At 71.4% G+C, this 16,828-nt stretch carries 13 protein-coding genes; 8 read left to right on the top strand and 5 right to left on the bottom strand.

Going from position 1 to position 16,828, the window contains the following annotated elements:
* Positions 1-37: 37 nt before the first annotated feature.
* Positions 38-682, bottom strand: coding sequence for an organomercurial lyase (gene merB, locus CU254_RS09465; RefSeq protein ID WP_037713076.1), 645 nt, complete (start codon positions 680-682; stop codon positions 38-40).
* A 103-nt stretch (positions 683-785) separates the two neighbouring features.
* Here merB and CU254_RS09470 point away from each other — a divergent pair, with 103 nt between their 5' ends.
* The 4 genes from CU254_RS09470 (at position 786) to CU254_RS09485 (ending at position 5,153) form a co-directional block, all read left to right on the top strand.
* Complete coding sequence (locus CU254_RS09470; RefSeq protein ID WP_009075028.1) at positions 786-1,673, top strand: methylenetetrahydrofolate reductase; 888 nt, start codon at positions 786-788, stop codon at positions 1,671-1,673.
* Between the two features lie 140 nt (positions 1,674-1,813).
* Positions 1,814-3,493: a DUF885 domain-containing protein gene (locus tag CU254_RS09475; protein WP_009075033.1), complete on the top strand. Its 1,680-nt coding sequence runs from the start codon at positions 1,814-1,816 to the stop codon at positions 3,491-3,493.
* Positions 3,494-3,551: 58 nt separating this feature from the next.
* The gene (locus CU254_RS09480) at positions 3,552-4,052 is read left to right on the top strand and encodes a GNAT family N-acetyltransferase (RefSeq protein ID WP_037713079.1); all 501 of its coding nucleotides are present in this window, start codon (positions 3,552-3,554) and stop codon (positions 4,050-4,052) included.
* Positions 4,053-4,256: 204 nt separating this feature from the next.
* Positions 4,257-5,153 carry a DMT family transporter gene (locus CU254_RS09485; protein WP_009075037.1) on the top strand — a complete coding sequence of 299 codons (897 nt, stop codon included), beginning with the start codon at positions 4,257-4,259 and terminating at the stop codon, positions 5,151-5,153.
* A gap of 61 nt (positions 5,154-5,214) precedes the next feature.
* Here CU254_RS09485 and CU254_RS09490 read toward each other — a convergent pair whose 3' ends face one another.
* Together CU254_RS09490 and CU254_RS09495 are read right to left on the bottom strand one after the other, a co-directional pair.
* Complete coding sequence (locus CU254_RS09490; protein WP_009075039.1) at positions 5,215-5,802, bottom strand: GNAT family N-acetyltransferase; 588 nt, start codon at positions 5,800-5,802, stop codon at positions 5,215-5,217.
* Complete coding sequence (locus tag CU254_RS09495) at positions 5,799-6,323, bottom strand: YbaK/EbsC family protein (protein ID WP_037713081.1); 525 nt, start codon at positions 6,321-6,323, stop codon at positions 5,799-5,801. The genes CU254_RS09490 and CU254_RS09495 overlap by 4 nt, the downstream gene beginning before the upstream one ends.
* A 774-nt stretch (positions 6,324-7,097) precedes the next feature.
* Here CU254_RS09495 and CU254_RS44010 point away from each other — a divergent pair.
* From CU254_RS44010 to CU254_RS44020, 4 genes are all read left to right on the top strand, one after another.
* Positions 7,098-7,649 (top strand): SAV_6107 family HEPN domain-containing protein, encoded by a 552-nt coding sequence (locus tag CU254_RS44010; RefSeq protein WP_009075042.1) that lies wholly within the window; start codon positions 7,098-7,100, stop codon positions 7,647-7,649.
* Positions 7,639-8,403, top strand: a complete 765-nt coding sequence (locus tag CU254_RS09505) for a maleylpyruvate isomerase N-terminal domain-containing protein (protein WP_100266742.1) — start codon at positions 7,639-7,641, stop codon at positions 8,401-8,403. The genes CU254_RS44010 and CU254_RS09505 overlap by 11 nt, the downstream gene beginning before the upstream one ends.
* A gap of 97 nt (positions 8,404-8,500) precedes the next feature.
* Entirely contained in the window at positions 8,501-9,295 is a 795-nt protein-coding gene (locus CU254_RS42935; RefSeq protein ID WP_159396475.1) for a VOC family protein, read from the top strand.
* 1,269 nt (positions 9,296-10,564) lie between these two features.
* Entirely contained in the window at positions 10,565-11,344 is a 780-nt protein-coding gene (locus tag CU254_RS44020) for a GNAT family N-acetyltransferase (RefSeq protein ID WP_234392863.1), read from the top strand.
* On the opposite strand, the gene def is transcribed toward CU254_RS44020, so the two are convergent.
* Both def and CU254_RS09530 read right to left on the bottom strand, forming a co-directional pair.
* On the bottom strand, positions 11,277-11,777 hold the full coding sequence (gene def / locus CU254_RS09525) for a peptide deformylase (RefSeq protein ID WP_009075052.1): 501 nt from the start codon (positions 11,775-11,777) through the stop codon (positions 11,277-11,279). The genes CU254_RS44020 and def overlap by 68 nt on opposite strands.
* A 352-nt stretch (positions 11,778-12,129) precedes the next feature.
* On the bottom strand, positions 12,130-16,788 hold the full coding sequence (locus tag CU254_RS09530; protein WP_369871138.1) for an ATP-dependent helicase: 4,659 nt from the start codon (positions 16,786-16,788) through the stop codon (positions 12,130-12,132).
* Positions 16,789-16,828 lie beyond the last annotated feature (40 nt).

Below are 16,828 nucleotides of genomic sequence, written 5' to 3' on the forward strand. Positions count from 1 at the left end.
ACGCCGGGCGCCCCCGGATGTGGCGCACCAGACGCGTTCAGCCGCTCCGGAACGCGTCAGGGCTCGTGCTCGCCGCGAAGTACGCCGCCGCTTCGGCCGGTCCGCGCGGGCGGTAGCCGGGTTCGAGACAGCCCTCGTACCAGTCCTTCGCGAGGTGCCACAACGCGTCGAGGCCGAGCAGTTCGCCCGGACTGTCCACACAGGACTCGGAGCAGTACAGCCGCTGCTTCCCGCGGTCGCGCGCCAGCTGGTCGGGCGGGGCCGGGAAGTACGCGACCTGCGCGCCGGCGGGCGGCCGGTCCCGTCGCACGACCAGCGCGGACGGCTCGCCGCAGCCGGGACAGCGCGTCGCCACCAGCACCTCGGGCTCGCCGGAGACGAGGTGCGGGATGGCGAACGAATCCCAGGCGCATCCGCCCCACCACATGGTGTGCTCGCCCATCACCGCGAACCCGAGCGGGACCGCCGCGAACGGCGCGGCCAAGGCGACGTGCTCGCATTCGTCGAGCCACAGCCATCTCGGGTCGGCCATCCGGTGCAGCGCCTGTTTCGCCACCGCGAGCGACCCGTGCGCGGCGTCGGCCAGCTCGGGCGCGGTGGGCGGACGGCCGCGGGCGGCGAACGCGCGGTAGACGGCCACGCGCACGTCTTCGTCCCAGGCCAGATCGTCTGCACTGCTCATGGGCTCGCCTCCCCGGGAGGGTTCGCCACTGACGGTACGCGCGTGGCCAAGCCCACCCGGCAACTCTGCCGCGCCTCGAGGCGAGCCACTACCATTTCCCTCCATGACGTCGGTGATCGAAAGGCTGCGAGGGGACGGGCCCGCGTTCTCCGTCGAGTTCTTCCCTCCCCGCGACGAGGCCGACGAGGCCGTCCTGTGGAAGGCGATCCGCGAGCTGGAACCGCTGGACCCGGCCTACATGTCGATCACCTACGGCGCGGGCGGTTCGAGCCGCGACGGCACGATCCGCAGCATTGCCCGCGTCGCCACCGAAACCACGCTCTGCCCGATGGCCCACCTGACGGCGGTCGACCATTCGGTGTCCGAACTGCGGAACGTGATCGGCTGGTACGCGGCGGTCGGCGTCCGCAACATCCTCGCGCTGCGCGGCGACCCGCCCGGCGACGTCTACGGCGACTGGGTGCCGCACCCCGAGGGCCTCACCTACGCCGCGGAACTGGTCGCGCTGGTCCGCTCGCTCGGCGACTTCTGCGTCGGCGTCTCGGCGTTCCCGTACGGCCACCCGCGTTCGGCGGACCTGGAATCGGACACGAAACACCTGGTCCGCAAGTTCCGCGCGGGAGCCGATTTCGCGATCGCGCAGCTGTTTTTCGAGGCCGAGGACTTCCTGCGGCTGCGCGACCGGGTCGCCGCCGCGGGCTGCGACGCGCTCGTGCTGCCCGGCATCATGCCGCTGACCACCCTGCGCACGCTGCACACCACGATCAAGCTGTCCGGGGCCCCGGCGTCGCAGCGGCTGCTCGACCGGCTCGAACCGTTCTCCGACGACCCCAAGGCGTTCCGCGCGGCCGGTCTCGACTGGGTCACCGAACTGTGCGAGAAACTGATCGCCGAAGGCGTGCCCGACCTGCACTTCTACACCTTCAACCGGTCCAAGGCGACGCGCGAGGTGGTCACCCGGCTCGGACTGGTGCCCGCCCGCACTTACTGATCCGACCAAAAGCAGGCCGACCCCCACTCGGCAAGTAACCGTTGCTGCGAGGCCATTAGGCCGTGACTGTGGTCGGATTAGCAACGATCGGCACAATACTCCGTGGGCTCGGGGGCACTGCGGCCGGTAGCGTGCCGGACATGGCTTCCACCGAACAGAGCGTTCCGGAGATCTGCGACCGGTACGTCGACGATTACGTGGCCGTGGACCCGGTCGCGGCCACCATGCTCGGCGTCGCGGGCTACGACGACCAGCTGACCGACTATTCGCCCGCGGGCCACGACGCCCGCGCGGACCTGGCGCGGCGCGCGCTGGCCGCGGTGACCGCCGCGGAACCGGCGAACGCGGGGGAGCGGGTCGCGAAGGCCGTGTTCACCGAGCGGATCGGCCTCGAACTGGAGATCCACGACGCGGGTCTCGACGCGGCTTCGCTCAACGTGATCGAGAGCCCGGTGCAGGGCCTGCGCATGGTTTTCGACCTGATGCCGACCGACACCCCGGACGACTGGGCGAACGTCGCGGCCCGGCTGCCGAAGGTGCCCGAGGCGCTCGCCGGCGTCCGCGCGTCGCTGCTGGCCGCGGCCGACAAGGGGCAGGTTTCCGCGCTGCGGCAGGTCTCGAAGGTCGCCGAGCAGTGCGAGACGTGGGCCGGGCTCAAGGACGGCCCCGGTTTCTTCGCCAGCCTGGTCGCCGACGCGGGCGTCGACTCGCTGAAGTCCGACCTGGCCGCCGGTGCGCGGGCCGCGGACGAGGCGTTCGCGGAATTCGCCGGATTCCTGCGCGCCGAACTCGCCCCGAAGGCCCCGGTGAAGGACGCCGTCGGCGAGGAGGTGTACCGGCTGTGGTCGCGCTACTTCATCGGCGCGGAGCTGGACCTGCGCGAGGCGTACGAGTGGGGCTGGCACGAATTCTCGCGCCTCGAAACGGAAATGCGCGCGGTCGCGAACCGGATCAAGCCCGGCTCGACGCCCGCGGAGGCCGCCGCGGTGCTCGACGCCGACCCGCGTTACCGCGTCCAGGGCCGCCCGCAGTTCGAGGCGTGGATGCAGCAGCTGTCCGACGACGCGCTGAAGTCGTTGCGCGGCAAGCACTTCGACATCCCGGACCGGCTGATGGCGCTGGAGTGCAAGATCGCCCCGCCGGGCGGCGGAGTCGGCGCGTACTACACCGGACCGAGCGAGGACTTCAGCCGTCCCGGCCGGATGTGGTGGTCGCTTCCCGCCGACCGCAACGAATTCACGACCTGGCGCGAGGTTTCGACGGTCTACCACGAGGGCGTCCCTGGCCACCACCTGCAGATCGCGACGGCGGTCAACCAGGCCGAGACCCTCACGAAGTACCAGCGGCTGATGACGTTCATCTCGGCGCACGGCGAAGGCTGGGCGCTGTACGCGGAACGCCTCATGGAGGAACTGGGCTACCTCTCCGACGACGGCAACCTGCTCGGCATGCTGTCCGAGCAGCTGTTCCGCGCCGCCCGCGTCGTGGTCGACCTCGGCATGCACCTGGAACTGGAAATCCCGGCGGGCACCGGATTCCACGAGGGGGAGCGCTGGACGCCGGACCTCGGCCTGGAGTTCATGCTGACCCGCACGATCACCGACCAGGCGCACATCCGCGACGAGATCGACCGCTACCTCGGCTGGCCCGGCCAGGCCCCCGCGTACAAGCTGGGCGAACGCCTCTGGCTGGCGGCCCGCGACGAGGCCCGCGCGCGGCAGGGTTCGGCGTTCGACATCAAGCAGTTCCACACGAAGGCCCTGCAGATGGGCGGCATGGGACTGGACACCCTGCGCGAGCAGCTGGCGCAACTGGACTGAGACTGCTTTCCCGGGCCGGTGTTTCTCTGCGCGCACCGGCCCGGCAGTCTTGCCCCTTATGGTGATCGCTCAGCCCATCGCGACGGCCCGGCTCGACCTGCTGCCGCTGTCCGTCTCGCATGCCGAGGAGATGGCCGTCGTCCTCGCGGATCCGGCCCTGCACACGTACATCGGCGGCGCTCCGGACTCGTTGGCGTCTCTTCGTTCGCGGTACCAGCGGATGACCGCGGGCTCGCCCGATCCGGCAGTCTCCTGGCTGAACTGGGTGATCCGGCTGCGCGATTCCGGTCTGGTCGGCACAGTTCAGGCGACGGTGCGCGACGCGGTCGCCGAAATCGCCTGGGTGGTGGGGACTCCGTGGCAAGGCCGCGGCATCGCCACCGAAGCCGCCCGCGGACTGGTCGACTGGCTCGACCAGCAACCGGTCGACGCGATCATCGCCCACATCCATCCGGAGCACCGGGCTTCCGCCGGGGTGGCCGCCGCCGTCGGGCTGGTCGCCACCGACGAGCAGCAGGACGGCGAGATCCGCTGGTGCCGCACGCGACAAACCCGTTGATCGTCTCCGCGTCCTCTGGTTAAGCTCCCGCCCGTGCACCGGATCTTCCTCGTCACCCCACCCCCGCGCGCCTGAGCGGGGTAGTTTTCGCCGCGTGCGCCCGGAACCGGGCCCGCGGCTATCGGGTGCTGCCGTGAACCGGCCAACGCACGCTGCCCCGCGTCGTCGATCTCCGATTCCTTCGACGCAGGAGCCCACTTCTCGATGTCTGTCCTCGCACCTTCGCGCGCCCGCTCGACGGCCGCCCTGGTCATCGCCGGCGTGCTCTGGGGAACCGGCGGCCTGTCCGGCTCGCTTCTCGCCCAGCAAGCCGGCCTGCACCCGCTGGCCGTCGCCACCTACCGCCTGCTCATCGGCGGCGCCGCGAGCGCGGCCTACGTCGCTCTCACCGGCGGATTCAGCCTCCCCGCCAAGCAAACCTGGCGCCGTCTCCTCCTGATCGGCTCCCTCTTCGCCCTCTTCCAAGCGAGCTACTTCGCCGCCGTCGCGCTCAGTTCGGTCAGCGTCGCGACTATGACCACGATCGGTGCGGCACCCGTTGTGCTCACGGTGTTTTCCGCAGTGCGGCAGCGACGCGCACCCCAGCTGTGGACCCTGGTTTCCGTCGGTGGCGCCGTCGCGGGGCTGGTGCTGTTGCGCTGGTCACCGGAGACCGCGACGTCACCCGCCCGACTGGCTGGCGGCCTCGGCTTCGCCCTGCTCGCGGCGACCGGATTCGCCGTGCTCACGCTCGTCACGGCGGAGCCCGTCATGGGCTTGGAACCCTTGGCTACCACCGCCTTCGGCTGCCTGACCGGCGGTTTGCTCCTGACACCCGCCGCGCTGTGGCTAGGCATGGGCCTGCCCGCTCGCGCCGATGTGCTGCTGCTGGCGGTGTACTTCGGCGTCGTCCCGACAGCCGTCGCATACGCCGCGTACTTCCGCGGTCTCGGCGGCGCCCACCCGGTGCTGGGCGCGTTGTCCGCGCTGCTGGAACCGCTTACCGGAACGGCGCTTTCGGTGGTTTTCCTGCATGAACGGCTGAGCGCGTTCGGGTGGGCAGGCGCGGTGCTGCTGGTCGCGGCGCTCGCGGTCGGTTACTGGCGGCCCGAGCCGAGATGACGAGGACAGCAGCTGCGACGGGCGGGCCGTGTTCGCGGAGGCGGCTCCCCGTCGCGGGGTCCTAATCCTGACCTGGCTGCGCTTCGAGCGGCAACGACCGCCCCAGAATCGCGAACGGCCGCGGATCGCCGGTGAACTGGTAGTCGCGCAGGACGTCGACGAACCCCATGCGCCGGTACAGCTTCCACGCCCGGCTCGTCCCCTCCGGCGTGGAGAGCAGGACGTTCGCGCTGGGAACGCCGTCGAGCAGCCGGCGCAGCAGGTCCTCGCCGATCTGCTTGCCCTGGTTCTCCGGGCGCACGTGGATCTCGGTGAGCTCGAAGTAGTCCGCCAGCCAGCGCTCGGCTTCCTCGGTCCCGGAGCGGCGGGTGAGACCGTGCCGGACCTGCTCGTGCCACCACTGCCCGGCGCGGCCCTTGTAGCCGTACGCGATGCCGAGCAGGACGCCGTTGTCGTCGAGGGCGGCCATGCAGCGCCAGCCCTCGCGCAACGCGTGGGTCAGCCACATCGGCGCGCGCTGCTCGGCCGTGCCCTCGGGGTAGCGCATCGCGTTCACGTAGATCGCCAGCGCTTCCGGCAGCCGGGCCCGGAACTCGTCGGCGGAGAGCTGCACGTAGCGGGAGCACCCGGAGGAGGACATGGCGGTCACAGTCGACCATCCTCCCCTTCGCCCGCGAGATCGCCCGGGGTGCCCCCGGTGAGCGTGACGAGCGCGTCAAAGGTCGTCGGGAATACCGATTTCGGATGCCCCGCCGCGGCCCACACCTCGGGATATTCGCGCAACGCCGTGTCCACGAGCGTCACGAGTTTCTCCGGATGCCCGACCGGAGCGACGCCCCCGATCGGCTGCCCGGTGTGCTCCCGGACGAACGCCGCGTCCGCTTTGCCGACCTCCGCGACTCCCGCGAGTTCCGCCAGCCGGGACTCCTTCGCCCGATGCGCCCCCGAGGTGAGGGCGAGCAGCGCGACCTCCGTCCCGTCCGTCGTGCGGGCCCGGAAAACGAGACTGTTCGCGATAGCGCCGACCGGTACGCCGAGCGCCTCCGCGGCCTGCGCGGCAGTGCGCACTTCGGCGGGCAGCACCCGCACTCCGGCAGCGGCGGCGTGCTGCCCGGCCTCGCCCAGCGCGGCGGTGACCTTGGCGACAGCGGGATGGTCGTGGGTGCTCACCCGGTTATGAGACCACGCCGGTGCTGCCGTGTCCCGCACCACGTGCCCGGATTCCACCGGCGGGGTTGAGCGGACCCGCCGGCGCGGCTACTCTGGAAACAGATCGAACAGACGTTCGATACCGGTGGGAGCGCACCGGCCGGTCCCGGGGTGGGGGAAGCACCTCGGGCCCCCGGCCGGGCCCACCCGAGCAGGAGGAGGGTCGCCATGTCGGTCTCGGTCGGGTCCCCCGCGGACCGTGCCGCCGAGGCACGCCCAGCCCGTCCAGGCACGGCGGGCGAACAGCTGACGTTCGGCGCGCCGATCCAGCGGTCGGCCGGTGCTCCGGCCGTGTCTGGGCTCGCTCCTCAGGAGAGGACTGCGCAACCGTCGGCTCCGGGGGCTGGCTCCGCTGCTTCGGTTCGGTCGTCTGTTCCGACTGGTTCTGCTCAGCCCGGCTTGGATCTGTGGCCCGTCTCGGTGGACAGCTCAGCGTCCGCCGTTTCGGCAGCCCGGCCCGCTGCTGCCAAAACCGGTCCTGCCTCGTCACCCGAACAGGGCAGCAACTCTGCAGCGTCCGCCACTTCGGCGGCTGGCTCTGCTCAGTCTGCTGCTGCCGAGTCTGGCCTCGGTTCGCCGTCCGAGCCAGAAGGCGGGTCGGCTTCGGCAGCCAACTCCGCCCGATCCGCCGCTCCGGCAACCAACCCCGCGCTGCCCTTCGCCTCACAGAACACCCCCGCCGCAGCGCCCCGCCCCACGCCCGAGCCCGAACGCACCCCGGCCCCCCGGCCGACCGTGCACCACGTCCCCGAAAACACCCTGCCCAGCGCCCAACCCCCGAGGCAGGTCGTCCACCGCACCCGAGCGGCGGTCCGGCCCTCCGCCGAACCGTCCGCCCGCCGCTCCGGCGTCCAAGGCCAGCCGCAACTCCCGCTGTCCCTGCGTCCGCCGGCCCCTCCCGAGGCGGTCACCCTCCTCGCCCAGGCCAACCGCGGACTCGACCACGCGGAGAACGAACGAGACCCAGCCGAACGCTTCATCGGCGCCTACCTCGCCGCCCTGCGCGGGGCGGGCGCGGTGCTCGCCGTCCGGGGCCGTCCGCGCCGGGGGCGGGGCCGTCCGGCCAGCGGCTGGGTGCTGCTCGACGCCGTCGCCCCCGAATTGCGCGAGTGGTCGGCGTTCTTCGCCGACCACTCGGAAACCCGGGCCGCCGCCGAGGCCGGCATCAGCGGCCGCGTCACCGCCGAACTGGCCGCGGGCCTGCTGCAGGCCACCGCCCAGTTCCTCGAACTCGTCCGCCGGGTCGTGCACGGCCTGCCGATGTCCGGGGAAGCCCATGTCGCGTGAACTCGGCACGGTCGACCACGTCCGGCTGCTCGAGGCATTCTCCGTGGAGGCGCGGCTGCTGGGGGAGGTGGCGCACTCGGCGTCGCCCGATTCGCCGGTGCCCACCGCCCCCGGCTGGACGCTGAACGAGCTGCTCAAACACGTCGGTTCCGTGTACTGGCAGGCGCTGGGCTGGATCCGCGAAGGCCACCGCCCCGAGCTGTGGCGCGAACCGCTGCCCGGCCAGCCGGTGGCCGATTTCTGCTCGGCCGCCCGCCTCGAACTCGAAGCCGAACTCGCCGCCCACGACCCGGCCACCCGCGCCGCCACCTGGTGGGCAGCCGATCCGACGCACGGTTTCTGGCGCCGGCGCATGCTCCACGAAACCCTCGTGCACCGGGTGGACGCCGAAAACGCGGCCGGAATCGGCGATTCGACCGTGCCCGACGACCTGGCCGCCGACGGCGTCGACGAGGCCCTCACCCTCTACTTCGGACACAAGCTCACCACGATGGGCATCTCGGGAACCCGAAACGGCACAGTCGGTTTCCACACCGGCGGCCACAGCTGGATCGCGCGAGCGGGCCCCGGCGAGACAGAGGCCTGGCGCTGCTCTCCCCGGGAAGCCGACGCCGCGGACGCGATCGTCTCCGGCCCGCCCGCGAACGTCTACCTCTGGCTGTGGGGAAGAGTCCCGGTGACCATGGTCCACACCGACGGAGACCACGAGCTGTCCGCCCAAGCCTGGGCCTTGCTGCGACTGGCCACCCGATAGCGTCCGAGAACCGAAAGCGGGGAAGCTTCCCGGTTCGACGCTGTCCACCGACCACCGTGGCGATCCGGCTGTGCCGGCAAGCGCGATACCCCCGCGCTTGCCGGCACGGTTCTTTCCCCGTCCCGCTGCGCCGCCGTCCGCCGTTTTTGTCGGCCCTGCCCGCTACCGTGGCGACATGGCAACACGTCTGGCCAATCTGGTCGCCGCCGCCGAAGAACCAGCACGCCTGGCCCGCTTCTGGTCCGACCTCCTAGGCTGGCGCCTCACCGCGGAATCCCCAGCCGAAGCCACCGTCCAACCGTCCCCCGACGACGGCTGCGACCTCACCCTGGTCTTCACCGCGACCTCCCGCCCGAAGACCGGCAAAAACCGTCTCCACCTGGACCTCTCCAGCACTTCCGGCGAAAACCAGCGCGAAACGGTCTCCCGAGCCGTTTCCTTAGGCGCGCGCCCCATCGACATCGGCCAGCGAAACGTCCCGTGGATCGTTCTGGCCGACCCCGAAGACAACGAGTTCTGCGTACTTGAACCCCGCGAGGAATACGCCGATTCCGGTGCCATCGCGGCAATCGTCGTCGACGCACAGGACCCCGCGCGCCTGGCCCGCTTCTGGTCCCCGCTCGCCGCGTGGCCGATCACCGCCGACGAACCCGCCATCACCACCCTGCGCAACCCCGCCGGCCGCGGCCCCACCCTCGAATTCCTGCGCGGGCACACCCCAAAACACGGCAAAAACCGTCTCCCCCTGGACCTCCGCGGCGACCACCCGGACGAAACCGGCCGCTTCCAAGCCGCCGGCGCCCGCTTGACCGGTCCCGCTCGGCCCCACGCCCTTCAACTCGAATTCACCGACCCGGAAGACAACGAATTCCGTCTCCTCAGCCCAGGATGACCCTCGCGACTGTTTCCCGCAGATCACACATTTCCGACCGCACTCTGACACACCCGAAACATCACAAGACACCTGCGGTTACGTGCGTCGGGAACGGTAAGTCCCATGGACATGACCTCGACGCCCCGCAGCCCCTTCGCCAACGCCCGCGCCGATGAGCCAGCGCACCTCCCGCACGCTCGCCCCGCGCAAAACCCCCAGCACCCCAACGAAAGCCGCCCCCAAGTCCACGCCTGGCGAGTACGCGTACGTTCCGACGACCACCCCGGCACCCTGGCCCGCTTCGCCATCCGCCTCGCCGACCTTGAATGCAGCATCCTCGGCCTGACCAGGCACCCAGCCCCCGGCGGCGTCCTGGACGAATTCGTGCTGCGCCCAGCCGCTGGTTTGCCCCCGCACCTCCTGATAGACGCCCTCCGCGACGAAGGCGGCGATTGCCTGGGGATGACCGAAACCACCATCCCCGACCTCCTCGCCCCGGCCGTCCCCGCACTCACCGCCGAGGAGCCCATCGCCGAAGCCGTCGCACGAGAACTCCTCGCCCCGATCACGGCCCCACCAGACCCCACCGCCACCGATCCCCGAAGACTCCCTGCCCCGGCAGCGACCGCAGGCCCCTCTTCACAGCCACTCGACGCCCCGTCCGCCGCTGGCGAAGAAACAACCGCTGAACCTGCTGCTGAGCAACGCGGCCTTGCGTTCCTCGACAAGGACGAGACGTGCCCCGAGTCTCCCGCGCGCGAACTGCATTCGGCAGCCATTGGCCTGGAGGCTGCGTCTGGAGCCGATGCCGGGCAACACCGTGCCCCCGCGCCCCCTGTCACGGGGGAATTGTGCGTCGGCGCCGACCTTCGGAAGTCGCCTGCCGCTACGGAGTACCTGCTCACTGCTGACCACAGCGTCGCTTCTGGCACCGAGGAACGCAATGTTCTGGGCACCACCGCGCTCCCCGCGCCAGGGACGTCGCACGGAGCGGCCGATCCTCAGGAATTACGCGCCCCCGCAGCAACTGTCAGCGCCTCGGCGCGCGAGACGGTCGCTGAAGCCACGGTTCGCGGGCTTCGCGCCCCCGCAGCAACTGTCAGTGCCTCGGCGTGCGAGACGGTCGCTGAAGCCACGGTTCGCGGGCTTCGCGCACCCGCAGCAACTGTCAGCGCCTCGACGCGCGAGACGGTCGCTGAAGCCACCGTTCGCGGGCTTCGCGATCCTGCCGCGACAGCGCTCGTCGCCGCTCGGCGGGCGATCGCCGATCCGGGTTGCCGTGCTCCGATGCTGCGGACGGTCCTGTCCGCAGACCTCGTGACGCTCGTCCCGATCTGCGAGGCCAACCCGGGGCGCACAGAGGGCGGGCACCGCGCGGTTTTCCCCTTCGGAGACGGGCAGGCGTTCGTCGCCCGGCGGCGGTGGGTGGCGTTCGCGGAACCCGAGCTGGCCCAGGCCTCGGCATTCCTGGAACTGCTCGCCGCAGCGGAGCAGAACCTGGCCGGTCCGGTACTGCTCGACCGCCCAGACGGAGCGGCGGTCGTTCTGCGCGTCGGCACTCCACGGGACACCGACGCGATCGGCGCGGTGCATCTTCGCTGTTCGGCTAAGACGTTGTTCAACCGCTACCACACTGGCCTGCGCTCGGTTCCGCGCAAATGGCTGCACCGCTTGCTCATGCCGCCGCGCGGAACCAGCTTGCTCGCGGTGTGCGGCCACGACGTGATCGGGTTCGGACAGCTGATTTCTCAGCTCGACGGCACCGCCGAGGTGTCGCTTCTCGTCGAGGATGCTTGGCAGGGCCAGGGAATCGGCACGGCATTGCTCGCCCGGCTGGTCGCCCTCGCCGAAGCCGGCGGGACCACGGAACTGACCGCGGTCCGGCTTCCGAGCAACGACGCCATGGTCCGGACCGCAGTCCGCGCCGGACTGCAGGTCGAAACCAGCCCGGACGACAGCACGGTGCTTCGGCTCGTCGTCCCCGGGACGTCGCGGACGGTCAGCGGTTCCAGAACCAGTCTTTGCCCCGCGCCTCGCGCAGCGCCTGCTTCTTCCGGTCGGGAGTGAGCCGGTCGAGGTAGAGCTTTCCGTCGAGGTGGTCGGTTTCGTGCTGGAGACACTGCGCCAGCACGTCGACGCCCTCGACCTCGATCGGCTCGTTCCGCAGGTCGACGCCCCGCACGACGGCGTGCTTCGCGCGAACGGTCGGGAACCACAGTTCCGGCACGGACAGGCAGCCCTCGCCGATTTCGTGCGTTTCCTCGGACAGGTGGACGATCTCCGGGTTGATCACGTACCCGGTCAGGCCGCCGACGTCGTAGCTGAACACCCGCAGCCCGACCCCGATCTGCGGCGCGGCGAGCCCGGCCCGGCCCTCCGGCTGCACGCTGTCGAGGAGGTCCTTCACCAGCGCCTCGATCTTGCTGTCGAACGTGGTCACCGGGTCGCACACGGACTTGAGCACCGGGTCACCGAAGTAGCGCAGCTCGCGCATCGCCATGATCGAACGTCCTTTTGTCCACCGAGGGGCCGGGAGAAGTCTAGTGACGCCACCTGCTTCCCTGACGCGGGTCCACCGAGCACGCCCACGTGCCGCCCGACCGAGCCCGTTCACGCCGCCTGGCAGAGCCCGGCCGTTCGCCGCCCGACCGAGTCCGCCCACGCCGCTTGGCAGTGCCCGCTCGTTCGCCGCCCGATCGAGCCCGTTCGCGCCGCTTGGCAGTGCCCGCTCGCCCGCCGCTTGGCAGTGCCCGCTCGCCCGCCGCCTGGCATTGCCCGCGTGCTCGCCACCCCGGCAGAGCCTGCCGGACCTGCCCGCGTCCGCGACCTGGCCAGCCGCCGCCCCGGAAACGTCAAGCTCTCAAACGGAGTCCCTTCGGAGTCGCGCGGAAACCGGCTTCTTGCAGGATCTCGGCCAGCTCCGAGGTCAGCGCGTGCTCGCCGTCCGCGCGCTGGACGGCCAACTGCCCCAGCCAGCCTTCTCGGACCGCGGTCGACAACGCAGCCGCGGCGGCTTGCAGCGAGCCGCGTTCCTCGGTGAAGCTCAGCAACGAGCGGCCGCCGCGTTCCACGTACAGGGCCGGTACTCCGTCGACCAGCACCGCCAGCGCCCCGGCTTTGCGCGCCGGACGGTGTTTCGTGTCGCCGGTCGCGGCGGGCCAAGACAGCGCCGCACCGTACGGCTGTGCTGGGTCCGCGGCGGCGAGCACTACAGCACGAGCGTTGTCGTTTCGGGCCGCTGAGGCGGGTGCGGTGCTGGAGAGGGCACGCAGCCGGTCGACCGCGCCTTTCGCCGCGAACTGTGCGGCACCGAGACCTTCGACGACATAGCCGCGGATGACCTGTCCGGTGTCTTCCATGCCGCGCAACACCTTGTAGATCCCGGAAAACCCGCCGGTGACCCGCTCGGTGTCGAGCGCGCCCCGGGTGAGGACACCGTGCCGTTCCAGGAACGCCTCGGTGCGGGCATGCGCACGCCGCGTCGGGTCGGCCTCCCGCGGCGGCGTCAGCGCCCACCGGCCAGCTATGGTCGGCGGCCCGGTACGCGACGGCATTGCCGGACGCCCGGCGCGCATGCGGGCATATCGGCCGCGTGGCGCTTGCCGTCGCGGTTTGTGCGCGCCGTGGCCAGCGACCTGTGCGCGCAATGGAGCGAGCGTGTCGCCGGTGACCAGCCCGGCCCACACCAGATCCCACAGCGCGGCCACGACAGCGCCGTCGTCTGGCGGCTGCTCCAGACCGGGCGTGACCCGGTCGACGAGCTGCCGGAAGAACAACGCCCCGCCTTCCAGCGCCGTCACGATCGCGTCGTGCAGCGGACTGGACGGCGGATTCTCCTCGACCTCGGGCAGCAGCAGATCCGCGACGTCGGACGGAGCGAGCGCCACCCATCCGTCGCCGCCGGAGAGCGAACCGCAGCCCGCCCAGGTGACCTCGCCCGCGGTGGTGAGTTCGTCGAGCAGCGCGGGGGAGTAGCCCGGCAACCGGCTCGGCAGGATCAGCGACTCGACCGCGCTCGCCGGCAATGGCGCACCCGCAAGCTGTTCGACGACCGACAGCACGTCGTCGGCCGTCGGTGCGGACCGCAGTCGCGCACCGATTCCGTGCCACGCGGGCAAGAACCGGCCCAGCGCCGCCGGTTCCACGGGCTCGACCTCTGCCCGCAGCCGAGCGAGCGACGCCCGCCGCAACCGCCGCAGTACGGCCGCGTCGCAGTATTCGACGCCGACGCCATGAGTTTCCGGATGTCCGACCGGACTCAGCTCGCCGCGGACCAGCCTGCCTTCGCCAGTAAGCCGGTCGAGCATGCCGGTGACGACGGCCGACCCCAGTCCGAACCGGTCTGCCGCAGCCGTCGCGGAGAACGGACCGCGGGTCCGCGCGTAGCGGCCGAGCAGGTCGCCCAGCGGATCCGCCACCGGCTCGGTGAACGCCTCGGGCACGCCGACCGGAAGCGCGACGCCCAGCGCGTCCCGCACCCGTCCGGCGTCCTCGATGGCCAGGTAGCGCTCCTCGCCGCCGATCCGCACCTGGATCGCCCGCCGCGCCGAGGCGAGTTCTTCCAGCCATTCCGGCTGAATCCCTCGTTCCGCGGCTTCCGCGACGGACAGATCGCCGAGGAACCGCAGCAGGTCGGCCGCGTCCTCCGCCGACCGGGCGTGCCGGTCCGGATCGAGCCGTTGGAGCGACCGTTCGACCTCGGCGACCGCCTCGGGATCGAGCAGCTCGCGAATCGCCTCGGTGCCCAGCAATTCGGCCAGCAGCGCGGAATCCAGTGACAGAGCCGCCGCCCGCCGCTCGGCCAGCGGAGCGTCCGTCTCGTACAGGAACATCCCGACGTAACCGAACAACAGGCTGCGTGCGAACGGCGACGCAGCCGGCGTCTCCACCTCGACCAACCGCACCTTGCGCGCCCGGACGTCGGACATCAACTCCCGCAGACCGCCGACGTCGTAGACGTCCTGCAGCACCTCGCGCATCGCCTCCAGCACGACCGGGAATCGCTCGTACTTCGCCGCGACCGACAACAGTTGCGACGCCCGTTGCCGTTGCTGCCACAACGGTGTGCGCCGCCGTGGATCCCGGCGCGGCAGCAGCAGCGAGCGTGCCGCACACTCGCGGAACCGCGCCGCGAAGACCGCCGAGCCGCCGACCTCCGCCACGATCAGCTGCTCGACCTCCTCCGGATCCAGCAGGACGTCGTCGGCGGTGATGGTGACCTCGCCGCCGTCGGCATCGAGCGCGTCGGGCAGCCGCAGCACGATGCCGTCGTCGGAGTGCGCCACCTGGGCGTCGACGCCGCGGTTTTCCCGCAGCCGCGCGGCGATCGCGAGCGCCCACGGCGCGTTCACCTGCGCGCCGAACGGCGAGTGCAGCACGATCCGCCAGTCGCCCAGTTCGTCGCGGTAGCGCTCGAGCAGGATGACGCGGTCGTTGGGCACGTGCCGGGTCGCCGACTTCTGCTCTTCCAGATAGGCCAGCAGGTTGTCGCAGGCACGCTGGTCGAGGCCGGCCGCGGCGGCCCGGTCCCGTGCCGCCGCGGTGTCCGAAGTGGACAGTTCGCGGACGAACGCGCCGAGCGCCCGCCCCAGTTCCAGCGGACGTCCCGCCGCGTCGCCCTTCCAGAACGGCATCCGGGCGGGCTGGCCGGGAGCGGGCACGACGATCACCCGGTCATGGGTGATGTCGGTGATCCGCCACGACGAGGTGCCGAGCAGGATCGTGTCGCCGACCCGCGATTCGTACACCATCTCCTCGTCGAACTCGCCCACGCGCGAGCCGGGTTTGCCCTCGTCGCCGGGCGTCATCACGGTGAACAGCCCGCGGTCGGGGATGGTGCCGCCGGACGTGACCGCCAGCCGCTGCGAACCGGGCCGTCCGCGCAGTTCGCCGCCCACCCGGTCCCACGTGATGCGCGCCCGCAGCTCGCCGAACTCCTCGCTCGGGTAGCGGCCGGCGAGCATGTCGAGCACCGCGTGCAGCGCGTCGTCCGGCAGCGAGCTGAACGGAGCCGCCCGCCGCACGAGCGCCGCCACCTCCGGCACCGTCCACGGCTCGAGCGCCACCATCGCCACGATGTGCTGGGCCAGCACGTCGAGCGGGTTGCGCGGGTACCGCACCGCCTCGATCGCCCCGCTCGCCATCCGTTCCGCGACGACCGCGCACGACACCAGGTCGCCGCGGAACTTCGGGAACATCACGCCGGAGGAGACCGCACCGACCTGGTGCCCGGCCCGGCCGACGCGCTGCAGCCCGGACGCCACCGTGGGCGGAGCCTCGATCTGCACGACCAGGTCCACCGCGCCCATGTCGATGCCGAGTTCGAGCGACGACGTGGCCACCACGCACGGCAGCCGCCCGGACTTCAGTTCCTCCTCGACATGGGTGCGCTGCTCGCGGGACATCGACCCGTGGTGCGCCCGGGCGATGACCGGCTCCGCACCCGTCGTGACGCCGGACTGCCCGACCGCCTCGGCCGGGAACGTGTCGCTCCCGGACAGACCGGTCTGCTCGGACGCGAGTTCGTTCAGCCGCGCGGTGAGCCGTTCGGTGAGCCGCCGCGAGTTGCCGAACACGATGGTGGAGCGGTGCGCGCGGATCAGCTCCAGCACCCGTTCCTCGACCGCCGGCCAGATCGACGGCCGCTGCACCGCCGCCCCGGCCACTTCTTCCTGGGTGCCGATCCCGCCCTCCGACGGCAATTGCGACAGCGACGTGAGGTCGTCGAGCCGCTCCATCGGCGACGGCGCCGGACCGTCGAGGTTCGCCATGTCCTCGACGGGCACCTCCACCCGCACCTGGATCGTCTTCGCCAGCTTCGGCTGCACGACGGTGACCGGACGCCCGCCGGCGAGGAACGCGCTCACCTCGTCGATCGGGCGCACGGTGGCCGACAATCCGATGCGCTGGGCCGGTTTGGGCAACAGCGCGTCGAGCCGTTCCAGCGACAACGCCAGGTGCGCGCCGCGTTTGCCGCCCGCGACGGCGTGCACCTCGTCGACGATCACCGTCTCCACGCCCTTCAACGATTCCCGCGCCGAGGACGTGAGAAGGAGAAACAGCGACTCCGGCGTGGTGACCAGCACGTCCGGCGGGGTTTTCCCGAACGACCGGCGCTCCGCCGCCGTGGTGTCGCCGGTGCGCATGCCGACCTCGATCTCCGGCGCGGGCAGGCCCAGCCGGTGCGCGGCCTGGGAGATGCCCGCCAGCGGCGCGCGCAGGTTGCGCTGCACGTCGACCGCCAGCGCCTTCAGCGGCGAGACGTACAGGATCCGGCACCGCTCGCGCGGGTTCGCCGGCGGCGGTTCCGCCGCCAGCCGGTCCAGTGCCCACAGGAACGCGGACAGCGTCTTGCCGGACCCGGTGGGCGCCACGACCAGGGCGTGCTGCCCGGCGTGTGCGGCCCGCCAGGCCCCTTCCTGCGCGGCCGTCGGGGCGGCGAAGGCTCCGGCGAACCAGGTGCTGGTCGCCGGGGAGAAGAGGTCGAGGACGTTGTTTGCCACGGGATCCATCATGCGCGGCGCCCCCGACAATTTCCGGGGCCTCGGCAGA

It is taken from the genome of Amycolatopsis sp. AA4, assembly GCF_002796545.1.
Classification (GTDB): domain Bacteria; phylum Actinomycetota; class Actinomycetes; order Mycobacteriales; family Pseudonocardiaceae; genus Amycolatopsis.